Source organism: Vescimonas sp. (genome assembly GCF_057856985.1).
Genome location: NZ_DBLZXX010000004.1, coordinates 110,119 through 131,003 on the forward strand (window position 1 = coordinate 110,119; position 20,885 = coordinate 131,003).

Consider the following 20,885-nt stretch of genomic DNA (forward strand, 5'->3'; position numbering starts at 1 on the left):
CTGCCGCTTACCGCAGCATCTGCTTGACCTGTTCGCAGAAATCCAGCGCACGCACGTTGTCGTGGAACACCAGCAGGATGGTGTCGTCACCGGCCAGCGTGCCCACGATGTCCGTGTCGCCCATGTTGTCCAGTGTGAAGGCGGCGCCCTGTGCCATGCCCTCGATAGTTTTCAGCACCACCAGATTCTGGGCAGCCTCCACCGACAGCACACACTCACGGAAGATGGTCCGCAGCTTCTCGGCGAAGTTCAGCTTGCTTTTCTGCACGGACACGGCGTAGCGATAGCGACCCTGTCCTGTGGGCTCCTTCACCAGATGGAGCTGCTTGATGTCACGGGAAACGGTGGCCTGCGTACACTTCACGCCCCGCTCCGCCAACCGGCGCAGCAGCTGCTCCTGCGTCTCCACGGCTTCCTGCTCGATGATTTCCAGCAGGATGGTCTGACGGTCATTCTTCATGCGTGGCTACCTCCATTCCCATTTTTGAATCCAGGATCTCGCAGAAGCTCTTCTTTGAGAGCCGTACCAGCTTCGTCGTAAAGCGGGATTGCCGCACCCGCACCTTGTCCCCGTTTTTCAGGGAGAACGCTTTACCGCCGTCCACGGAGAGGTAGACGAACTTCCGGTTAGCATCTGCCGCCTCAATGGTGATGATGTGTTCCGGTGACAGAACGTAGCTGCCCGCGCGGGTGGAATGTGGGCAGATAGGCGTCAACAGCAGATTGCGGGCCGTGGGCTCTACGATGGGGCCGCCCGCCGCCATGGAATAGCCGGTGGAGCCGGTAGGTGTGGATACGATGCCGCCGTCGCCGGTGATCTTGGTGAGCCGTCCCTCCTCGGTGGTAACGTCCAGCCGCACCACGCGGGCCACAGAGCCCTTAGACACCACCGCATCGTTCAGAGCAATGTTGTTATACACCGGACGCCCCTCCCGCAGAACGGTGACATCCAGCATCATGCGGGACTCCACGGTGAAATCCCAGTTTTTCAAATCGTTGAGCCGCTCCAGCTCATTGGGCTCCAGCTCTGACATAAACCCCAGGCTGCCCAGATTGATGCCAAGCACCGGCACGTTGTGCAGTGCCACGGTGCGGGCCAGATGCAGGATGGTGCCGTCACCGCCGAAGGCGATAAGCAGATCGGCGCGCTTGATCTCCTGCTGCAGCTGTCGGATGGGCACGCCCAGCTGGTCGCCGTAGCCCTCCCGGCTGAATGGCAGGCACACCACCGTTTCAAAGCCGATCTGTTCCAGAAGCTGACGGGAGCGCTTTGCCACGGTCAGTTCGTTGTCCCGATAGGGGTTCGGGCAGAGGATCACTCGTTTCATTCGCTGTCCCTTCTCTCTTTCAGTTCGCTGTGGGAGGCGTCCACCAGCGCCGCAAGATCGGGGATGGTGTCCGACTCCACGCTTTTGCGCAGATAGCCGAGATATTCGATGTTGCCCTCAGGTCCTCGTATGGGAGAATATGTGATGCCAAGCACTGTAAAGTGGTTATCCTTTGCATGTGTCAGGAAGTTTTCCAGCACCTCCAGGTGTACCTTGGGGTCGCGGACGACCCCCTTCTTCCCCACCTTCTCCGGTCCGGCCTCGAACTGCGGCTTGATGAGGCAGGCAATCTCACCGCCCTCGCGCAGTAGGTTGTACAGCGCCGGAAAGATAAGCTTCAGTGAGATGAACGACACATCGATGGACGCAAAATCCAGCACGTCAGGCACCTGTTCATGGTCCAGATAGCGGGCATTGGTGCGCTCCAGGCACACCACCCGCGGGTCGTTGCGCAGCTTCCAGTCCAGCTGACCATAGCCCACGTCCACAGCGTAGACTCTGGCCGCGCCGTTTTGCAGCATACAGTCGGTAAATCCCCCGGTGGACGCGCCGATGTCGGCGCAGATCTTACCCTCCAGCGTGATAGGAAAGGTTTTCATGGCCTTTTCCAGCTTCAGGCCGCCGCGGCTGACATAGGGCAGGGCGCGGCCCCGTACCTCGATCTGCGCATCGTTGGCCACGGCCGTCCCGGGCTTGTCCACCCGCTGGCCGTTGACGAACACCAGACCGGCCATGATGTGGGCCTGTGCCTTCTGGCGGCTGTCCAGCAGTCCCTGTTCCACAAGCAGGACATCCAGCCTTGTTTTCTTGCTCATGCCAGCACCTCCTTCACGGCGCACACCACGCCCTGGGCATCCAGCCCCAGCGCGTGGTACAGCTGCCTGACACTGCCTTGGGCGGGCAGACGCTCCCCCGCGTTCAGCAGCCGCAGCTTCTCCGGCGCGGCGCCGCGCTCCAGCAGCAGCGCCGCCAGACGCTGACCCACGCAGCCCTGGCGCAGCTGGTCCTCCAGCACCACCAGACGCCTGACGCCTGCCAGAGCGCCGCACACGGCGTCTCCGTCCAGCGGCGTCACGCGGTTCAGCTTCACCACCTGCGCCGCGATATGCTCCTGCGCCAGCAGCTCCGCCGCCGCCAGCGCCTGCTCCGTCAAAATCCCATAGGTCACGATGCTCACATCCGCCCCCTGCCGCAGCACCGATACCGGCGCGTCGCCGCAGTTATCGCGGTACGTGCCCTCGCCGCCCCGGGGATAGCGGACTGCCACCGGTCCGCCGCAGCGGTACAGTGCCGTGCGCAGCATGCTCCGCAGCTCCGCGAAACTGGCGGGGCACAGCACCGTCATATCGGGGATCTGGGACAGATAGTCGATGCACCCGTGGTGCGTCTCGCCGTCGGCCCCCACCAGACCGGTGCGGTCCACGGCAAAGACCACGTGGAGCTTGTCCAGCGACACGTCCTGTGCCAGCATGTCGTAGCCCCGCTGCAAAAAGCTGTCGTACACCGCGAATACCGGCAGCATGCCCTGCTTGGCCATGCCCGCCGCCATGGTCACTGCGTGACCCTCGGCGATGCCGACATCGAAAAACCGGCGGGGATGGGCAGCGGCAAAGGCCGTCAAGCCTGTGCCCTCCGCCATGGCTGCCGTGATGGCGCAGATATGCGCGTCCTGGTCCGCCAGCACCTTCAGCTCCTGTCCGAACACAGAGGAGAACGACGGCTCGGACGGCGCGCTGGCCCGCCCCGTGGCGGGATCGAAGGGGGATACGCCGTGGAAGCGCTCCGGTGCCTGTTCCGCAGGGGCGTAGCCCTTCCCTTTCCGGGTGTGGACATGCAGCAGCACGGGACAGTTCTGCTCCCGCGCCGCCCGCAGCATATCCGTCAGCCGCCGGACATCGTGGCCGTCCACCGGCCCCATGTACGTAAAGCCCATGTCCTCGAACACGGTGCTCACCGGCAGCAGTGACTTTTTCAGTGCCGTTTTCACGTCGTGACTGGCCTCGTACAGCAGACGGCCTACACGGGTAACATCCAGCGCCTGCCGGTACTTCTTTTTGAATTCGTAATAGCCCGCCTTCGTCCGCATTTTGGCCAGATGGCGGGACATACCGCCCACATTGGCATCGATGGACATGCCGTTGTCATTGAGAATGACGATCAGCGGCTCGCCGGAGGCGCCGGCGTCGTTGAGCCCCTCGAAGCTGAGTCCGCCGCCCAGGGCACCGTCACCGATAAGCGCCAGTACATTGTAGTGCCCGCCCTGCAAGGTGCGGGCGCGGGCCATGCCCAGCGCTGCGGACACGGAGTTGGAGGCGTGGCCTGCCACAAAGGCGTCGTGGACGCTCTCATACGGCTTGGGAAAGCCGGACAGGCCGCCGAACTGCCGCAGCGTGGCAAACAGCTCCCGTCGCCCTGTCAGAGCCTTATGGACGTAGCACTGATGGCCTACGTCGAACACCAGCCGGTCCGTGGACGTGTCGAACACACGGTGGATGGCCACAGTCAGCTCCACCGCTCCCAGATTGGACGCCAGATGCCCGCCGGTACGGGATATCTGCTCAATGAGGAACTGCCGCAGCTCGATGCACAGCAGCTCCGTCTGCTTCTCGGTCAGGCGCTTCACGTCCGCCGGAGAATGGATATTTTCAAGAACCAAAGCGCATCCGCTCCTTTGTGTCAGCGATAGAGGTGCAGCGCGTTCATGATACGCGCCACGCGGTACACCACCTTGGTGCAGTCGTTGATGGCCATCGATTTGCCCAGCGCCTTGCCGCCGATGGTGATGCCGGAGATCAGCGCCGTCACGCCGATAGAGATCAAAACAGACGTGGTGCTCAGATCCCGCTGCAGCTGGGTCACGATCACCGCCGCCGTAGAGCCGGAGACGATGCCGCAGATGTCGCCCACCACGTCGTTGCACACGGAACTGACCTGGTTGGCGTTCTGCAAAAGCCGGATAGCCTCCCGTCCGCCCTTTTCCTTGTGGGCGGCCATGGAGTGGAACGGCTTGGGGTCCGCCGCCGTCACCGCCACGCCCACCATGTCGAAGATGATGCCCAGCGCGATAAACATCGCCAGTACCAGCAGCGTTACCATGTAACCTGCGCCCTCCAGCGCCGTGGAGGAGAAAAAGCTCATAACGGCACTGAGCGCTACCGCCAGCAGGAATACCCGCAGAGGCCAGCTGCCCTGCTTTTTGCTTTTCTTTTTATCCTTACTGTTACTGTCTGCCAAGTGACAAACCTCGCTTTTTTGATAAAGTTTTTTATATGGATAGAGTAAATGCTGAACAGGGCGACTCCGGAAGTAAATCTTGCGGCTTAGGTACGGGTTGGATTTCCCCGCAGCACACCTCTCGTCGCCGATGCAGGTGGTTTCCCCTTCGGTGCTGTGTCGCGGTGTTGCCCGCCGCGATACCCGACTGCCACTTAGTCCGCACTGCAATCCTTCCGGCGCCCCCTCTCAGGACAGCCTAGGTGATTTCCACCACAGTCAAACCGTCTCTTATCCTCTTTTGCAAACAGGGTTTCAGGGAAATAGCGCTGCGTCCCTGGCCGGGGACATGACGCGTTGACTCTCCCATCCACCCTGCCCACGCAAGGCAGGCTACTCTGCACACAGCGTTCACGGCATAAAGCCGGGTAGCACCGCGATGCAGGTTCGCAATCTGCTTCGTACACAGGTCGCTAACCACAAAGGGAGTACGCCTGTGCACAACAGCAGGTCTCCACGACCGCAGGGTCGGGTCCTCCATGCCATTGGAGGGCGCCCTACGGCCGCAGGCGCGGTGACTGGCCGCGCCTCCCTTCCAGCACCCACCCCAAACTGGGCGTAAGAAGCAAGCACCAGAGGTTTCACAGTTGTGCCCTTTTAGGGATTTTTAGGCCCCTCTTCAGAAGACGGCAGATCTGACTAGGATACTGCGCCGCTGTTCAGCAGTATAGTATATTATCATACTTTCCCGCATTTTACAACCGGTTTATGCAAGATATTCTGTATATATGGACTTGTATGCAGATACGGGGGCGCTGGACTTTTCCCCATCCGTGTGGTATGCTGTTACCGGCAGCACCCACACGGATACGGAAAGGAGATGCCTATGAGCAAAAAGAAAAAGCGCCTTTTGTGGCTGGTCCTGGCGGTGCTGATATTGACCGGCGCGGCCCTGTTCAGCCTGCTCCCCCGCCGCGCCGCGGCGGTGCTGCACCTGCCAAACAGCACTGCCGGTATCCAAGACATCACGCTGGCCAAGACAACACCTGGCGGGGAAACGGGAGAGGTTTTCGTCCAGGACTACACCCTGACGCCGAACCGCGAAGCGGAGCTGGTGCAGGAGGTCTGTGATTGGCTGAAGGCCGCACGCTTCCGCGATCCGCGGTTCAGCACCACGGAATTCGGCAGCGGCCTGCTGGGCGGCGGCACCGTCTATCTCATCGGCGTGCAGCCGTCGGACGGTGACGCGCTCTCCGCCGTCCAGATCCTGGACGATGGCCGCGTGGCCATCAGCGGCGTGTTCCTCTACTGGCTGGACGAGAAGGATATGGACGGTCTGCGGGCAATTTTCGACCACTTGAATACCATTTACGATTAAACGTACACATTGCATACAATTCGCTTCTGCAAAAGACGTGCCTGCCGGTAAAGCCGACAGGCACGTTTTCATTTGCCGCCACATACAATGTCTCTGTAAGGCTCATCTGTGGAGGAGGTTTTTTCGTGAATGAACAGGACATGGTGAAGAAATTAAAAAATGACCCCGCCGCGCTGCGTTCTGTGATGCAGTCGGCGGATGGCCGCGCTCTGCTGGGAATGCTGTCCGGCGGTGATACCGCGGCGCTGGGCCGCGCTGCACAGCAGGCCGCCGCCGGTGACATGTCGGCGCTGTCCGCCATGCTCCAGCGTGTGATGGCCACACCGGAGGGTGCGGCGCTGGTACAGCATCTGGAAGAATCCCTGCAGCGATGATGAGAGGAGGTCCGCGGCATGGCGGAGCTGGATGAAAAACTGAACGCGCTGCTGTCGGACCCCAACAGCATGGCCCAGATCATGCAGATGGCTCAGCAGCTCTCAGCCACCATGGGCGGCGGCAGCGCTTCGCCGTCTCCTCCAACTGCTGCGGCTCCACCCGCCGCACCGACCACGCAGACCGCCCCCCAGGCGCCCGCCCCCTCCCTGCCGGGCGGTATCGACCCTCAGGTGGTGGCCCGTTTTCTGCCGCTCCTGCAGGAGTACAGCCGCTCCAGCAGCCAGACCATGCAGCTGCTGTACGCCCTGCGCCCCTTTCTCAAGGAGAGCAAGCAGGACAAGGTGGAGCGGGCCGCACGGCTGGCGCGGCTTATCCATCTGGGTAAAAAATTTCTAATGGATTGGGGGGACGGCCATGTATAACCGCTACATCCGCGGCGACGGCGGCACCTACACCCGCATCAGCGCGGAGGACGCGCCGCTGCCGCCGCCGGAGTCGCAGCGTTCACCTCAGCCGCCGCAGCATCCGGCTGCTCCCCCGCCTCCCAGGCCGCAGGAAGCACCGCCCGTGCAAGAGGCTCCGCCTGATGAGCCGCCCCGCCGTCCTCCGCCGCCTGCGCCGGAGCGGGGGCTGCTCAACGGCCTGCTGGAGAAGCTGCACCTTTCGGATCTTGATGCGGGAGACATCCTCCTGCTGATCCTGCTGTTCTTTCTCTTCCGGCAGGAGGCGGACGAGGAGCTGCTCATCGCCATCGGCCTGCTGCTGATCTTGTAGCTGGCAGATATTACATTTGCAAAAGAGTTACAAATCGGTTACAATGACGTTGTCCTTGCAAGGGAAATATACATAGGAGGTACAGCATTATGTTCTGCAATTTCGACTGCGCTTCCCTGCTGAAGCTGCTGTGCGGTTTCTTCGGCAAGTGCTGACGCATATACGCCCATAAAAACGCCCCTCGGCCGTAAGGCCGGGGGGTGTTTGCGTGTAAAACGGTTTTTTTGTTGACATTTGGCGGAGGTATTTGTATAATATACCTGATAAAAGTATTCCCCCGCGGGCCGCTGCTGGTCTCAGCACAAGAGCCCTCAACTTCTGGGAATGCTTTTTCTATTGACAGATATACCTTGCTGGCATATACTCTCCCCATAGATGCATCTCCCCGCAGAGCGCCGGATATTCCGGAAGAGCCGTCAATTTGGGAGGTGCGTCTTTTTTATTGATTTTGGGCGTGTCCCGTGCTACACTCGTAGCGGAATGTTCCCTGCCGGCGGAAATTGGCCCTGTCGTGCTCAGGTGTCCATCGCCGCCGGCAGAGGACTTCCCTTGACATCTGCGACGAGAGCAGCTATACTGCCAAGTGAGGAGTTTCCCTGTATATCGCTTGTGGCCAGGCGACCTGCGGCGGTGGTGGGAGGCTCCTTATTGACATTTGAGGCGGAGATTGGTATATTACTTTCAGAAGGTTTTGGCGAGGTTACTCCCGAATGCGTTTCCGCAGAGAAGGGAGTTTTGCTGACTACCTTCTTCTTTTTTGCCCGTCGTTTACTTCCCGCGTTCTCGGTCCCGCTCCACTTCCCGCTCCAGGTCCTGCATGATCTGCCGCCATTCCGGCGTCATCCAGCGCTGCGGATTGGTTGTCTGCTGATACTCCGGACAGTCCGGCGTTGTATCCCTCTCGTCCGGCCGCCCCTTGACCTTCCTCCGGTACTCCCACGGGATACCGTCCGGATATACCGCGCAGGTCTTCGCGCCCCTATTCGCCTTCTCGCAGGTGCCGCACACGCTCGGCAGCCAGTTCTCCACTTCCATTTGCATACTCCTCCGCTGTGATCTTGAATTTGTATGGCCAGACCTCTTACCAGCCCGCGCATTGACAGTCTGTACGTCCCGTGTTACACAGAACCAGAAATGGATACGTTGTCTCTGTAGACTATGCTGGGTTCGAGCAGCCCTCCTGTAGGAGACGGCGTATCCGTTTCAACGATCATCTTACTTCAAAGAGAGCACCGCCTTACGGCGATGCTCTCTTTTCTCGCTCTTTTGTCCACATCTCGGAAAAATGTGGACAAAACGTGGACAAGACCACTTTTTTGACCGGATTTTTACTGCGTCAGCGCTTCATCCGCCGACTTCAAAAAATCCAGTAACCGTTGGTATATCAGGCTTTTACAGCTTCCTCTACCGCCACAGCGACAGCGACGGTGGCGCCCACCATGGGGTTGTTGCCCATGCCCAGGAAGCCCATCATCTCCACGTGTGCGGGGACGGAGCTGGAGCCGGCGAACTGCGCGTCAGAGTGCATACGGCCCATAGTGTCGGTCATGCCGTAGCTGGCGGGGCCGGCGGCCATGTTGTCGGGATGCAGCGTGCGGCCCGTGCCGCCGCCGGAGGCCACGGAGAAGTACTTCTTCCCCTGCTCGATGCATTCCTTCTTGTAGGTGCCTGCCACGGGGTGCTGGAAGCGGGTGGGGTTGGTGGAGTTGCCGGTGATGGACACATCCACGCCCTCATGGTGCATGATGGCCACGCCCTCGCGGACGTCATCCGCGCCGTAGCAGCGGACATCGGCGCGCTCCGTCTCGGAGTAGCGGATCTCCCGGACGATCTTCAGCTCGCTGGTATAATAATCGAACTGGGTCTGCACATAGGTGAAGCCGTTGATGCGGCTGATGATCTGGGCGGCATCCTTGCCCAGGCCGTTCAGGATCACGCGCAGAGGCTCCTTACGGGCCTTATTGGCGTTCTTCACGATGCCGATGGCGCCCTCGGCGGCGGCAAAGGACTCGTGGCCGGCCAGGAACGCGAAGCACTTGGAATCATCGCTGAGCAGCATAGCGCCCAGGTTGCCGTGACCCAGACCCACCTTGCGGTCCTCAGCCACAGAGCCGTCGATGCAGAAGGACTGGAGGCCCACGCCGATCATCTTGGCGGCCTCAGCGGCAGTCTTGACACCGGACTTGATGGCGATGGCTGCGCCCACAGTATACGCCCAGCAGGCGTTCTCAAAGCAGATGGGCTGGATGCCCTTCACGATCTCATAGGGGTCGAAGCCCTTTGCCTTGCAGATCTCACGGCATTCCTCCACGGAGCCGATGCCGTACTGGGCCAGGACGCCGTTGATCTTGTCGATCCTTCTCTCGTAACTTTCAAACAGAGCCATTGTTGTCGTCCTCCCTTCTTATTCCTGACGCGGGTCGATATACTTCGCCGCGTTGTCCCACTGGCCATAGTGGCCGGTGGCCTTCTTCAGTGCCTCGTTGGCATCGTCGCCCTTCTTGATGAAATCCATCATCTTGCCCAGGCTGATGAACTCGTAGCCCACGATCTCATCGTCCTTGTTCAGGGCCAGACGGCTGCAGTAGCCCTCGGCCATCTCCAGATAGCGGGGTCCCTTGTCTCTGGTGGCGAACATGGTGCCCACCTGGGAACGCAGGCCCTTGCCCAGGTCCTCCAGAGACGCACCCACGGCCAGACCGTCCTCGGAGAAGGCGGACTGAGTACGGCCGTACACGATCTGCAGGAACAGCTCACGCATGGCAGTGTTGATGGCATCGCACACCAGGTCGGTGTTCAGTGCCTCCAGAATGGTCTTGCCGATCAGGATCTCGGAGGCCATGGCGGCGGAGTGGGTCATGCCGGAGCAGCCGATGGTCTCCACCAGCGCTTCCTCGATGACGCCGTTCTTCACGTTCAGCGTCAGCTTGCAGGCGCCCTGCTGCGGGGCGCACCAGCCCACACCGTGGGTAAAACCGGAGATGTCGGAGATCTCCTTGGCCTGCACCCACTTGCCCTCCTCAGGAATGGGCGCCGGTCCGTGATAAGCGCCCTTGGCCACGGGACACATATGCTGAACTTCAGTCGTATAGATCATAGCAGCGATCTTCCTTTCTCATATATAGTTACCATCAGTGAAATGACCGATGGCATTATAACAGAGCGCGGCAGAAAAAGCAAGAAACATTCCAAACATTTGGTGTAATTACCAGATGGAACGCCGCTTTTCACCGGACAAGGGCATTTTATCACAAAATCTCGCGTTCTGCAACAGAACAGCCCCCGTTCTCCTTGACTTTTCCCTTATTTGAAATATAATAAACGGGTATTTTATGAGATTCAGAGGAGGATGTCCCGATGAGCATGGATATGACCTATTTCGACGAGATGGAGGCCCGCATCCCCCGCGGCAAGGTCCGCACCCGTTTCGCCCCCTCGCCCACCGGCTATATGCACGTGGGCAACCTGCGCACGGCGCTGTATACCTGGCTCATCGCCCGCAGCCACGGCGGCACGTTTATCCTCCGTATTGAGGACACGGACCAGGGCCGTCTGGTGGAGGGCGCGGTGGATGTCATCTACCGCACCATGGCCGAGTGCGGCCTGGACCATGACGAGGGCCCCGATGTAGGCGGCCCGGTGGCACCCTACATCCAGTCCCAGCGGCGGGACACCTACGGCAGGTATGCCCAATTGCTGGCGGAAAAAGGCGGCGCATACTACTGCTTCTGCGAAAAGTGCGCCTCCGAGGAGGACAGCGGCGAGTTTGACCGCGCCGCCGATCCCTGCCGCGATCTGCCGCTGGAGGACGCCCTGCGCCGCGTGGAGGCCGGTGAGCCCTACGTCATCCGGCAGAAGATCCCCCAGACGGGCACCACCACGTTCCACGATGCCATCTTCGGAGACATCACCGTGGAGAACAGCACGCTGGACGATCAGGTGCTGCTGAAGCGGGACGGCCTGCCTACCTACAATTTCGCCAACGTCATCGACGACCATCTGATGGGCATCACCCATGTGGTGCGGGGCAGCGAGTATCTCTCCTCCGCCCCCAAGTACGACCTGCTGTACCATGCCTTCGGCTGGGACGTGCCCACCTATGTCCACTGCTCTCCCGTGATGCGGGACGCCCAGAATAAGATGTCCAAGCGCCATGGCGATCCATCCTATGAGGATCTGAAGGCGGAGGGCTATCTCACCGAGGCCATCCTGAACTATGTGGCCCTGCTGGGATGGTCCCCCAAGGGCGAGCTGGCAGAACAGGAGATCTTTACCCTGCCGGAGTTGGTGAATGCCTTCGACATCACCGGCATCTCCAAGTCCCCTGCCATCTTTGACCGTGCCAAGCTGGATCACTTCAACGCCGTGTATCTGCGGAGCATGGCCCCCGAGGCGTTTGCCAAGGTGGCGGAGCCCTACATCCGCCAGACGGTGAAGGGTAACTTCGATGTGGCCGCCATCGCGGGACTGCTTCAGGCCCGCTGCGAGAAGCTGACGGAGATCCCCGAGAAGGTGGATTTCTTCGACACCTGCCCCGACTACGGCGTAGAGTTCTTCACCAATAAGAAATCCAAAACGAACCCCGAGGTCTGCAAGACTATGCTGGAGGCCGCCATTCCCATGCTGGAGGCGCTGCCTCAGTGGACGGACGAGACCATCCACGACGGGCTGGTAGCACTGGCGGAGACACTGGGTGTCAAGAACGCCACGCTGATGTGGCCGGTGCGCATCGCCGCCGCCGGCAAGCTGGTGACCCCGGGCGGCGCTGTGGAGATCTGCCGCATCCTGGGCCGCGACGAGACGCTGCGCCGTCTCCGCGCCGGTCTGGAGAAGCTGGCATGATTGCCTCCCAGTTCCGTCAGCTGCGGGATTTCTTCCGCAGTCAGGACTTCCGCCATTCCCTGCTCATCACAGGCGGTGCTTTTGCCGCACTGATCGTGCTGGCCTTCGCGGCGGGATTGATCTTTCCTGCCGTGCCTGCGCAGGTGCTGACGCTGTTCAGCCAGCAGATGGCCGATGCCGGTGTGGTCAGTGAGAGCGGCAGCATCAGTGTGCCGGCGCTGCTCTGGAACAACCTACGGGCCATGGTGCTCAGCGTACTGTACGGATTTATCCCGTTCATCTATCTGCCCGCCCTGTCGCTGGGCGTCAATGCCCTGCTGCTGGGCTTATTCGCCGCATACTTCCTCAACAACGGCATCTCTATACTGGCCTATCTGGGGGGCATCCTGCCCCACGGCATCTTTGAACTGCCGGCGCTGGTCATCAGTCTGGCCTGCGGCATCTACCTGTGCAGCCGCATCAACCAGTATGTCCGCAAAAACACCAGGGGCATAATGGCTCCCACGCTGAAAAATATCGTCCGCGTGCTGGCGCTGACGGTGCTGCCGCTGCTGGCGGCGGCAGCTGCGGTGGAAGCGTATGTGACGCCCGCTGTGATGCAGTTTTTTCTGTAAAGACCGGCTTTTGCCATTCTAAATATTCAACTTCTCTTTGAAAGGAACGATCCAGATGTGTGAGAAAAAGATCAATGTTCCCGCCCTGTTCGGCGAAATGGTGTTCGGAGAACAGCAGATGCAGCAGCGTCTCCCCGCCGATGTGTACCGTGCATGGCAGCAATCACTGGCACAGGGAACGGCGTTGGATCGTTCCGTAGCCGGCGAGATCGCCGGCGCGATGAAGGACTGGGCCATTGAAAAGGGCGCCACCCACTACACCCACTGGTTTCAGCCCATGACCGGCTTCACCGCCGAGAAGCACGACAGTTTCATCACCCGCGACGGCAAGGATGGCGTGCGGATGGAACTGAGCGCCAAGGAGCTGAACAAGGGTGAGGCCGATGCCTCCAGCTTCCCCTCCGGCGGCCTGCGGGCCACCTTTGAGGCCCGAGGCTACACGGCCTGGGACCCCACTTCCTACGCCTTCGTGAAGGACGACACCCTGTACATCCCCACCATCTTCTGCTCGTACAGCGGCCAGACGCTGGATAAGAAGACCCCCCTGCTGCGCTCCATGCGGGAGCTGGACCGCGCATGCGTCCGCATCCTGCGGCTGTTTGGCAACACAGAGGTCCAGCATGTCACGGCCCAGGTGGGCCCCGAGCAGGAGTATTTTCTCATCGACAAGAGCGCCTACGAGCGCCGCGAGGACCTGAAGCTGTGCGGTCGGACGCTGTTCGGCGCCAAGCCTCCCAAGGGTCAGGAGCTGGACGACCACTATTACGGCGCCATCAAGCCCCGCGTGGCCGCGTTCATGCGGGAGCTGGATCAGGAGCTGTGGAAGCTGGGTGTACTGGCCAAGACGGAGCACAACGAGGTGGCTCCCGCCCAGCATGAGCTGGCTCCCATCTATGCTGATGCCAACACTGCCTGCGACAAGAACCAGTTGACCATGGAGATGCTGAAGAAGGTGGCCGCCCGCCACGGACTGGTGTGCCTGCTCCACGAAAAGCCCTTCGCCGGTGTCAACGGCTCCGGTAAGCATGACAACTGGTCCCTTCAGACCGACACCGGTGAGAACCTGCTGAAGCCCGGCGGTACCCCCAGCCAGAACGCCCAGTTTCTGCTGATCCTGGCGGCTTTTATCAAGGGTGTGGACGAGTATCAGGAGATGCTGCGCTGCTGCGTGTCATATCCCGGCAACGACCACCGTCTGGGCGGCAACGAGGCCCCTCCTGCCATCATCTCCATTTTTCTGGGTGATGAGCTGACGGCCATTCTGGACTCTATCGTTCAGGGCACGGAGTACGTGGATATCACCAAGAAGAAGCTGCGCGTTGGCATCGATGCCATGCCCGACATCCCCCAGGACACCACGGACCGCAACCGCACCTCTCCTCTGGCCTTTACCGGCAACAAGTTCGAATTCCGTATGCTGGGCTCCTCCCAGTCCATCGCCAGCCCCAATGTGGTGCTGAACACCATCATGACTGAGGAATTGAGCCAGTTCGCCGATCGGCTGGAGAAGGCCGAGAACTTCCAGTCCGCCCTGCAGGAGCTGCTGCAGGAGACGTTTACCGCCCACCAGCGCATCATCTTCAACGGCAACGGCTACGATGACGCCTGGGTGGCTGAGGCTGCCCGCCGCGGCCTTGCTAACCTCCGCGACACCGTGGACTGCATGCCCGCCTACATCGACAAGAAGAACGTGGAGCTGTTCACGAAGCACGCCGTCCTGACGGAGACGGAGATGCGCGCCCGCTATGAGATCCATCTGGAGAACTACTGCAAGGTGTCTGCCATCGAGGCCAACACCCTGCTGAATATGGCGCAGCGCAGCATCCTTCCTGTGGCGGCACGGTACTCCGGCGACCTGGCCAAGGGCATGGCACACAAGCAGGAGGCGGGCCTGGCCTCCACCTGCCGTCTGGAGGAGCATCTGATCCGTCGGATCAGTGGACTCAGTGACCAGCTGCTGGATGTCTGCCAGGATCTCTCTCAGGCACTGGAGAAGGCTCCCGCCGCCGACAGCGGCATCGAGGCCGCCCACTACTTCCGCGGGGAGATCAACACCCGCGTCCGGCAGGCCGGCGACCTCATCAGCCAGCTGGAATCCCTGGTAGACGCCAAGATGTGGCCTTATCCCACCTATGCCGACATCCTGTTTGGTGTGTAAGGCATATCTACTTTACAACAATTGCAAAAAGGGGACGGAGGCATCGCCTCCGTCCCCTTTTTCTGCCACATATACCGTCAGGCGCTGGCCTTCTCCTTTTTTCGGCACTGTACGAAGTGTACCACCATGCACACGATGAACACGATGCTCAGATAGCCGAAGATCGGATACACCACGGCGATGATCTCACCAAAGCCCAGCAGACTGGCACACCACGCCAGTACGCACAGCCCCACCAACACCGGCTTCTTTTTTTCCCGCACGAAGCGGGCCTTCTGCTCCAGATAGGCGATGAGTCCCACCAGACTGGCCAGCGCGTTGCAGAACATGGCCAGCAGCAGCATCAGGCCGTACACTGTGCCCAGCGTCCCGTTGAGACGGCTGGCCAGCGCCACCATGGGCAGCTCCGCCGCCACCGCCTCGGGGTATGACGCCAGACTGGTGAGAATACTGCCCGCCACCGCCAGCAGCATCACACCGGCCAGAATGATGCCGCCGTAGATGTGGCGCTTCCGCCGGACGTACTGCCCTACCGGCGACATGATACCGATACCGCCCAGAATATTATAGGAGACGAAGGTCAGCGCTGCGATGAACCAGTTGGGCATCAGCGGGTTGTTGTTCACGTTCCGCAGCTGGAAGACCCCCTCCGTGCCGAAGGTGGCGTAGGCTCCCACGGCGAAGGCCACGGTGGCCGTGATCAGCACGGGTATCAGTGCGGAGAAGGCATTGACCATTCCCGTCACGCCCAGCAGCGCCACCGCGAACACCAGTGCCATAAACACGGCGCTGCCCAGCCACGCCGACACATCGAACAGCTGGGCCAGCATAGCGCCCACACCGGCGGACATGGACACCACCACAAAAAACAGGAATACCGCGCCCACCGCACCGGAGGCCGCCCGCAGCCACTTGACGTTCCAGGGTACCAGCAGGCGATCCATGTCGGAGCACTGGGTCATCTGGGTCAGCCGCACGAACAGGATACCAATGGCGGAGAACAGCACCACTGCCAGCAGAAAACCCACATAGCCCAAGTTGCCGAAGCTGCCGAAAAACTGCCACAGCTCCTGCCCCGAGATAAAACCGGCCCCCAGGAAGCATCCTACATATGTAAAGGCCAGCGACCACGTTTTGATCTCTTTCATCTCTTTCACCTCATGAAAAAATACACGTCTATCCAGTGTATGCGATGCGGCGGATTTCGTCAACCCCTGCAATGTCTCGGCATGATAAATTTATTTCGCCGAATCATTCAGTTTATTGTTGACGCGGCGGGTGTGCCGATGTATAATCATCCCATCGTAAAGCGTAAAATTGTACTATTTTTGCTTTACATAGGCAAAGAATTTGCGCCACACAGGAGGAAAATGTATGATACATACCATTGATGGCATTATTTCCGCCGCCTGCGGCAGCAGGACCGGTGTCATCGCCGTAGCTGCCGCCCACGACCAGCCGGTGATCGAAGCCGTGGTGGATGCCCGCCGCGAGGGCATTGCCACCCCCATTCTGGTGGGCCATAAGGAGGAGATCGCGTCCATGCTCAGCGCTCTGGGCGAGGATCCTGCCGCCTATGAGATAGTGGCCGGCGACAGCGATACCGACTGCGCTGCCAAGGCCGTAGCCCTGTGCGCAGAGGGCAGGGCCGACTTCCTGATGAAGGGTATTCTGGGAACCGCCGACCTGATGCGGGCCGTATTCAATAAGGAGCACGGCCTGCGCACCTCCCACCTCACCACCCACTGCATGCTCTATGAGATCCCCGCGCTGGACCGGATGGTGCTTCTCACCGACGGCGGTGTCAACACCTTCCCCGACCTGGACAAAAAGGCCGAGATCCTGGAGAACGCCGCTATGGTGCTGCAGGCCCTGGGCTACGAGCACATCAATGCCGCCTGCATCTGCGGCGCAGAGCAGGTGAACCCCAAGGTGCAGTCCACCGTGGATGCCGATGCGCTGGCCCACATGACCGACCGCTGGACCAAGTACAATATGGATGTCTGCGGTCCCGTGGCACTGGATCTGGCCGTCAGTGAGGAAGCCTGCCATCACAAGCACTTCACTGCCCCCGGGGCGGGCAGGGCTGACATCCTGCTGGTGCCCAATTATGAGGTAGGAAACGGCATCGGCAAGGCCGCTACCCTGTTCGGCGGCGCCAAGAATGCCGGCATCATCCTGGGCGCCAAGGTGCCCATCGTGCTGGTGAGCCGCGCCGACAGCGCCCACTCCAAGCTGGCCTCCATCGCGCTGGGCAGCGTTCTGGCCGCCCGCATGGACCTGGCCTGACATCCCGTATCCACTACCGTCTGAAAGGAGTTTTCTTATGGTCAATCAGCAATTCTATGAGCTGGGCACCGCCCCTTCTGTCATCCGTCAGCTGTTCGCCTATGGTCTGGAGCAGGCCGCCAAGGTGGGCGCGGATAAGGTCTTTGACTATTCCCTGGGCAATCCCAGCATCCCTGCCCCCAAAAAGGTCAATGAGTCCATCCATACCATTGTGGACACCACGGACTCTATCCAGCTCCACGGCTACTCCATGGCCAACGGCTTCGAGGATGCCCGCGCCGCCGTGGCCAAGGACCTCTCCGACCGCTTCGACCTGAATGTGAAGGCCAGTGAGCTGTTCCTCACCTGCGGCGCGGCGCCGGCCCTGATCTCCATCATCAAGGCTCTCGTTCTGGACAGTGATTCCGAGATCATGGCCGTGGCTCCTTTTTTCCCCGAGTACCGTCCCTTCGTCACTGCCAACGGCGGCAAGCTGGTGGTGGTACCCGCCGATACCCAGGCGTTCCAGATCCATCTGGACGCCGTGGAGCAGCGCATCACGTCCCATACCCAGGCCATCATCATCAATTCCCCCAACAATCCCTCCGGTGTGGTGTACACCGAGGAGACGCTGCGGGGTCTGGCCGTTTTGCTGGAGCGCAAGAGCGCCGAATATGGCCACCCCATCTATATTATCGCCGACGAGCCCTACCGCGAGCTGGTGTACGGCGATGTCACCGTGCCCTTTATCCCCTGCCTGTACCGCAATACCATCGTCTGCTACTCCTACTCCAAGTCCCTGTCCCTGCCCGGCGAGCGCATCGGCTATGTGTACGTCCCGGGCTTTGCCGACGACAGTGCTGCGGTGTACGCCGCTGTTTCCGGTGCCGCCCGTGTCATGGGTCACGTCTGCCCGCCCACGCTGATGCAGAAAGTCATCCAACTGTGCGCCGGTGAGCGCCCCGACTTGGCGGCCTACGATGAGAACCGCAACCTGCTGTACAATAGCCTGCGGGAGATGGGCTACGAGTGCGCCAAGCCCGACGGCGCGTTCTACCTGTTCGTCAAGGCCCCCAACGGCGACGCCAACGCGTTCTCCGAGAAGGCCAAGCTGGACTACAATCTGCTGGTGGTGCCCGCTGACGGCTTCGGCTGCCCCGGCTACTTCCGCCTGAGCTACTGCGTGTCCAACGACATGATCCGCCGCAGCCTCCCCGCCTTCCGCGCCATGATGGAGGAGTGCCGGTAAGCTGCTCGCGGACAAATCGCATAAAAATGTCTCTCAACGATGTTGAGGGACATTTTTATACAAAACTGTTCGGTGAGATTCCCCATATTTTTCCGAAATTTTACTTGCAATCTCCGGCACAGCCGCCTATAATGGCAACATATTTTTTATTCAAGAGAGGTGTTTCACGCATGAGCAAATTGACGATCCCTGCCGGCTACAAAACGCCGCTGTCCACCTATGAGATGCAGCGCGCGATCGAGTTCATCAAGAGCAATTTTCAGGTGAACCTGGGGCAGGCGCTGAATCTGCGCCGTGTCTCCGCTCCCCTGTTCGTGGAGGAAAATTCCGGTCTGAACGACAACCTTAACGGCGTGGAGCGCCCTGTTTCCTTTGATATCCCCGATGTGGGCGCCACCGGTCAGGTGGTCCACTCACTGGCCAAGTGGAAGCGGCTGGCGCTGAAGCGCTACGATTTCAAGCCCGGTAAGGGCCTGTTCACCGACATGAACGCCATCCGCCGCGACGAGGAGGTAGACAACCTCCACTCCGTCTATGTGGATCAGTGGGACTGGGAGAAGGTCATCGAGCGGCAGGACCGCAACGAGCAGTTCCTGCGCCAGACCGTCCGCGCCATTGTGGGCGCCGTGGCGGAGACCAACGACGCCCTGCAGATCGCGTTTCCCAGCCTGCACACCGTACTGGATCGTGAGGTGTACTTCGTCACCACCCAGGAGCTGGAGGATCGCTGGCCCGACTACACCCCCAAGGAGCGCGAGAACGCCATCTGCCGTGAACACCACACCGTGTTCCTGATGCAGATCGGCGACGACCTGAAGCGCAGCGGCAAGCCCCATGACGGCCGCGCTCCCGACTATGACGACTGGTCCCTGAACGGCGATATCATTATGTATAACCCCGTGCTGGACAGTGCCTTTGAGATCTCTTCCATGGGTATCCGCGTGGACGAAGCATCCATGGACTACCAGCTGCACAAGCGCGGCTGTGATGACCGCCGTGAGCTGCCCTTCCACAAGATGCTGCTCAGCGGCCAGCTGCCCCTGACCATTGGCGGTGGTATCGGCCAGAGCCGTCTGTGCATGCTGATGATCGGTACCTGCCACATCGGCGAGGTGCAAGCCAGCCTGTGGGACAAGGCCACCGTGGACGGCTGTGCCGCACACGGCGTCATGCTGCTGTAAGCATCCCCTGTTTCCTCCATATGAAAAGCCCCGCAGTCCTTTGGGACTGCGGGGCTTTCTTGTGCAATTTACCACAGCATCAGATGGTCCGCCTGACGGCGCAGCTCAACGCGGAAGTCGGGGTGCGCCACCGTCCCCCGCTTTTTCTGGTGGAGCGCCTGTGCTGCCGTCATGGCCTTCTCCGCCTGATCAAGTCTCGCCGCGGCTCATTCCCCACCGTTGATGGTCTCCGCCAGCTGACGCAGGGACTCCTGGAACTGCTGGAAATTCCCCAGGTCACACTCCTCCACACAGCACTGCGCCTTCCGCAGCTCGGCCAGGATGCCCTCGTTCATCTGACGGTACGCCGCCTCCTGCTGGGTACACCACCGGCGCTGGCCGTCCACCAGCTCCATCAGCTCTGCGATGGCCTTGCCGCGGAACTCCTCGGTACGGCGGTGGGCGCTGATCTCGATGTCTGCGATGTGGTCCTTCAGGGACTGGTATTGAGCCGCCGGCCCCCGCAGCGTCTCATTCTCGCGGCGCAGCGTCTCCTCCTCCGTACGCAGGCGCTCTGCCTCGGCGCGCAGGATCTCCGTGTCTGCCAGCTGCTGCTCCAGCTCCGCGGAACGAGCCCGCAGGGCGGACAGCTCGCTCTCCGCCGTTTCACACCGGACGCGGAGGCGTTCCGTCTCCTCCATCAGTGCCTCCAGCTTTTTCTGGGACTCCTCCGCCGTTTTCCGGATGTAGGAGATGACATCCTCCCGATCGAATCCGCCAAATACACACGTTTTGAAGCTGGTTTCCATGGCCCAAGTTCCTCTCTCTCGATTTTTTCTCATCATAGCACATGCGTCGCCGATTGACAAGCGATGTGCGCAAAAAAGCACCGCCGCAGGCATCACGCCCGGGTGGTATCCGCCTGAAACGGCAGGTACTCGATGAACAACACGAAAACCACGTCGAGGCCACCCACGCCGCGGGATGCTATAACCGAGAATAAGGGCGGCTGTTTTGTACGCTCCCCGAAGGCAGAGGAAAAGAATATTTGGAGGTTAGTTGACACTAACCATCAGCGGTGCTATACTTTGGAGCGGAAATGGAAAGTGTGATTTTTTAAGTAAATCATCCGCAACCGCTAAATAATGCAAGAACGGCTTTGGGAAGGCTGCCGCAGAGATGCGGCTTTTCCAAGCCATGGTAGTTAGCTGCATCTAACCGAAAAGCGTGTGCGTATAGGTTAGATGCATCTAATGGAGAGAGGAGTGGTCGACATGCGAAAACGCAGGAACTTCTGGGACAAAAATGCCGGTCGGTACGACCGCTTTATGCGAAAGGATCGGGCGGCGTATGACGAGATGTATGCGATGATTCGACCGGTTGTGAAAGCCAAAACGGTGCTGGAGCTGGCCACCGGCACGGGGCTGATCGCAAAACACATCGTAAACGCGGCGGCGCACATCGAGGCAACGGACGCCTCCGCAGAGATGATCGCTGAGGCAAAGCGGGATAATCGCTCGGCAAAG

21 protein-coding genes are annotated in these 20,885 nt (G+C 60.4%); 11 read left to right on the forward strand and 10 right to left on the reverse strand.

Going from position 1 to position 20,885, the window contains the following annotated elements; all coding sequences use genetic code 11:
* Positions 1-7 precede the first annotated feature (7 nt).
* From argR to ACZM22_RS05470, 5 genes are read right to left on the reverse strand one after another with little or no spacing between them, the layout of a single operon-like run.
* Positions 8-460, reverse strand: coding sequence for an arginine repressor (gene argR / locus ACZM22_RS05450; RefSeq protein WP_484423922.1), 453 nt, complete (start codon positions 458-460; stop codon positions 8-10).
* Positions 450-1,328, reverse strand: coding sequence for an NAD(+)/NADH kinase (locus ACZM22_RS05455; protein ID WP_484436954.1), 879 nt, complete (start codon positions 1,326-1,328; stop codon positions 450-452). Before ACZM22_RS05455 ends, argR begins: the two co-directional genes overlap by 11 nt.
* Complete coding sequence (locus ACZM22_RS05460; protein WP_489543356.1) at positions 1,325-2,143, reverse strand: TlyA family RNA methyltransferase; 819 nt, start codon at positions 2,141-2,143, stop codon at positions 1,325-1,327. The genes ACZM22_RS05455 and ACZM22_RS05460 overlap by 4 nt, the downstream gene beginning before the upstream one ends.
* Entirely contained in the window at positions 2,140-3,984 is a 1,845-nt protein-coding gene (dxs, locus tag ACZM22_RS05465) for a 1-deoxy-D-xylulose-5-phosphate synthase (protein WP_489543357.1), read from the reverse strand. Before dxs ends, ACZM22_RS05460 begins: the two co-directional genes overlap by 4 nt.
* A 20-nt stretch (positions 3,985-4,004) precedes the next feature.
* A complete protein-coding gene (locus tag ACZM22_RS05470; RefSeq protein WP_489543358.1) occupies positions 4,005-4,562 on the reverse strand; it encodes a hypothetical protein in 558 nt (185 codons plus the stop codon).
* Between the two features lie 865 nt (positions 4,563-5,427).
* Here ACZM22_RS05470 and ACZM22_RS05475 point away from each other — a divergent pair.
* The 4 genes from ACZM22_RS05475 (at position 5,428) to ACZM22_RS05490 (ending at position 7,068) form a co-directional block, all read left to right on the forward strand.
* Positions 5,428-5,919, forward strand: a complete 492-nt coding sequence (locus tag ACZM22_RS05475) for a hypothetical protein (protein WP_489543359.1) — start codon at positions 5,428-5,430, stop codon at positions 5,917-5,919.
* Positions 5,920-6,044: 125 nt separating this feature from the next.
* Positions 6,045-6,293 (forward strand): hypothetical protein, encoded by a 249-nt coding sequence (locus ACZM22_RS05480; RefSeq protein WP_483267680.1) that lies wholly within the window; start codon positions 6,045-6,047, stop codon positions 6,291-6,293.
* Between the two features lie 18 nt (positions 6,294-6,311).
* A complete protein-coding gene (locus ACZM22_RS05485; protein WP_489543360.1) occupies positions 6,312-6,716 on the forward strand; it encodes a hypothetical protein in 405 nt (134 codons plus the stop codon).
* Positions 6,709-7,068 (forward strand): hypothetical protein, encoded by a 360-nt coding sequence (locus ACZM22_RS05490; RefSeq protein ID WP_484436949.1) that lies wholly within the window; start codon positions 6,709-6,711, stop codon positions 7,066-7,068. The genes ACZM22_RS05485 and ACZM22_RS05490 overlap by 8 nt, the downstream gene beginning before the upstream one ends.
* A gap of 768 nt (positions 7,069-7,836) precedes the next feature.
* Here the strand turns inward: ACZM22_RS05490 and ACZM22_RS05495 are convergent.
* The 3 genes from ACZM22_RS05495 to ACZM22_RS05505 all read right to left on the reverse strand — a co-directional run bounded on the left by ACZM22_RS05495 (position 7,837) and on the right by ACZM22_RS05505 (position 10,165).
* Positions 7,837-8,103 carry a hypothetical protein gene (locus ACZM22_RS05495; protein ID WP_489543361.1) on the reverse strand — a complete coding sequence of 89 codons (267 nt, stop codon included), beginning with the start codon at positions 8,101-8,103 and terminating at the stop codon, positions 7,837-7,839.
* A 349-nt stretch (positions 8,104-8,452) separates the two neighbouring features.
* Positions 8,453-9,454: a GGGtGRT protein gene (locus ACZM22_RS05500; RefSeq protein ID WP_483267677.1), complete on the reverse strand. Its 1,002-nt coding sequence runs from the start codon at positions 9,452-9,454 to the stop codon at positions 8,453-8,455.
* Positions 9,455-9,472: 18 nt separating this feature from the next.
* Entirely contained in the window at positions 9,473-10,165 is a 693-nt protein-coding gene (locus ACZM22_RS05505; protein WP_483267676.1) for an iron-sulfur cluster assembly scaffold protein, read from the reverse strand.
* Between the two features lie 260 nt (positions 10,166-10,425).
* Between ACZM22_RS05505 and gltX the strand changes: the two genes are divergently transcribed.
* From gltX to ACZM22_RS05520, 3 genes are read left to right on the forward strand one after another with little or no spacing between them, the layout of a single operon-like run.
* Positions 10,426-11,910, forward strand: a complete 1,485-nt coding sequence (gltX, locus tag ACZM22_RS05510; RefSeq protein ID WP_489543362.1) for a glutamate--tRNA ligase — start codon at positions 10,426-10,428, stop codon at positions 11,908-11,910.
* Positions 11,907-12,524 carry a stage II sporulation protein M gene (locus ACZM22_RS05515; RefSeq protein WP_489543363.1) on the forward strand — a complete coding sequence of 206 codons (618 nt, stop codon included), beginning with the start codon at positions 11,907-11,909 and terminating at the stop codon, positions 12,522-12,524. The genes gltX and ACZM22_RS05515 overlap by 4 nt, the downstream gene beginning before the upstream one ends.
* Before the next feature lie 55 nt (positions 12,525-12,579).
* Complete coding sequence (locus ACZM22_RS05520) at positions 12,580-14,682, forward strand: glutamine synthetase III family protein (RefSeq protein WP_489543364.1); 2,103 nt, start codon at positions 12,580-12,582, stop codon at positions 14,680-14,682.
* 77 nt (positions 14,683-14,759) lie between these two features.
* Here ACZM22_RS05520 and ACZM22_RS05525 read toward each other — a convergent pair whose 3' ends face one another.
* Positions 14,760-15,830, reverse strand: coding sequence for a YkvI family membrane protein (locus tag ACZM22_RS05525; RefSeq protein WP_489543365.1), 1,071 nt, complete (start codon positions 15,828-15,830; stop codon positions 14,760-14,762).
* Positions 15,831-16,056: 226 nt separating this feature from the next.
* Here ACZM22_RS05525 and ACZM22_RS05530 point away from each other — a divergent pair, with 226 nt between their 5' ends.
* The 3 genes from ACZM22_RS05530 (at position 16,057) to asnA (ending at position 19,380) form a co-directional block, all read left to right on the forward strand.
* Positions 16,057-16,971 carry a phosphate acyltransferase gene (locus ACZM22_RS05530; protein ID WP_489543366.1) on the forward strand — a complete coding sequence of 305 codons (915 nt, stop codon included), beginning with the start codon at positions 16,057-16,059 and terminating at the stop codon, positions 16,969-16,971.
* Positions 16,972-17,008: 37 nt separating this feature from the next.
* Entirely contained in the window at positions 17,009-18,199 is a 1,191-nt protein-coding gene (locus tag ACZM22_RS05535; RefSeq protein WP_489543367.1) for a pyridoxal phosphate-dependent aminotransferase, read from the forward strand.
* A gap of 170 nt (positions 18,200-18,369) precedes the next feature.
* Positions 18,370-19,380, forward strand: a complete 1,011-nt coding sequence (gene asnA, locus ACZM22_RS05540; protein WP_489543368.1) for an aspartate--ammonia ligase — start codon at positions 18,370-18,372, stop codon at positions 19,378-19,380.
* Between the two features lie 206 nt (positions 19,381-19,586).
* Here asnA and ACZM22_RS05545 read toward each other — a convergent pair whose 3' ends face one another.
* Positions 19,587-20,168 carry a hypothetical protein gene (locus ACZM22_RS05545; protein ID WP_484423936.1) on the reverse strand — a complete coding sequence of 194 codons (582 nt, stop codon included), beginning with the start codon at positions 20,166-20,168 and terminating at the stop codon, positions 19,587-19,589.
* A 465-nt stretch (positions 20,169-20,633) separates the two neighbouring features.
* On the opposite strand from ACZM22_RS05545, the gene ACZM22_RS05550 reads away from it, so the two are divergent.
* A partial coding sequence (locus ACZM22_RS05550) for a class I SAM-dependent methyltransferase (RefSeq protein ID WP_489543369.1) occupies positions 20,634-20,885 on the forward strand: 252 nt, incomplete at its 3' end.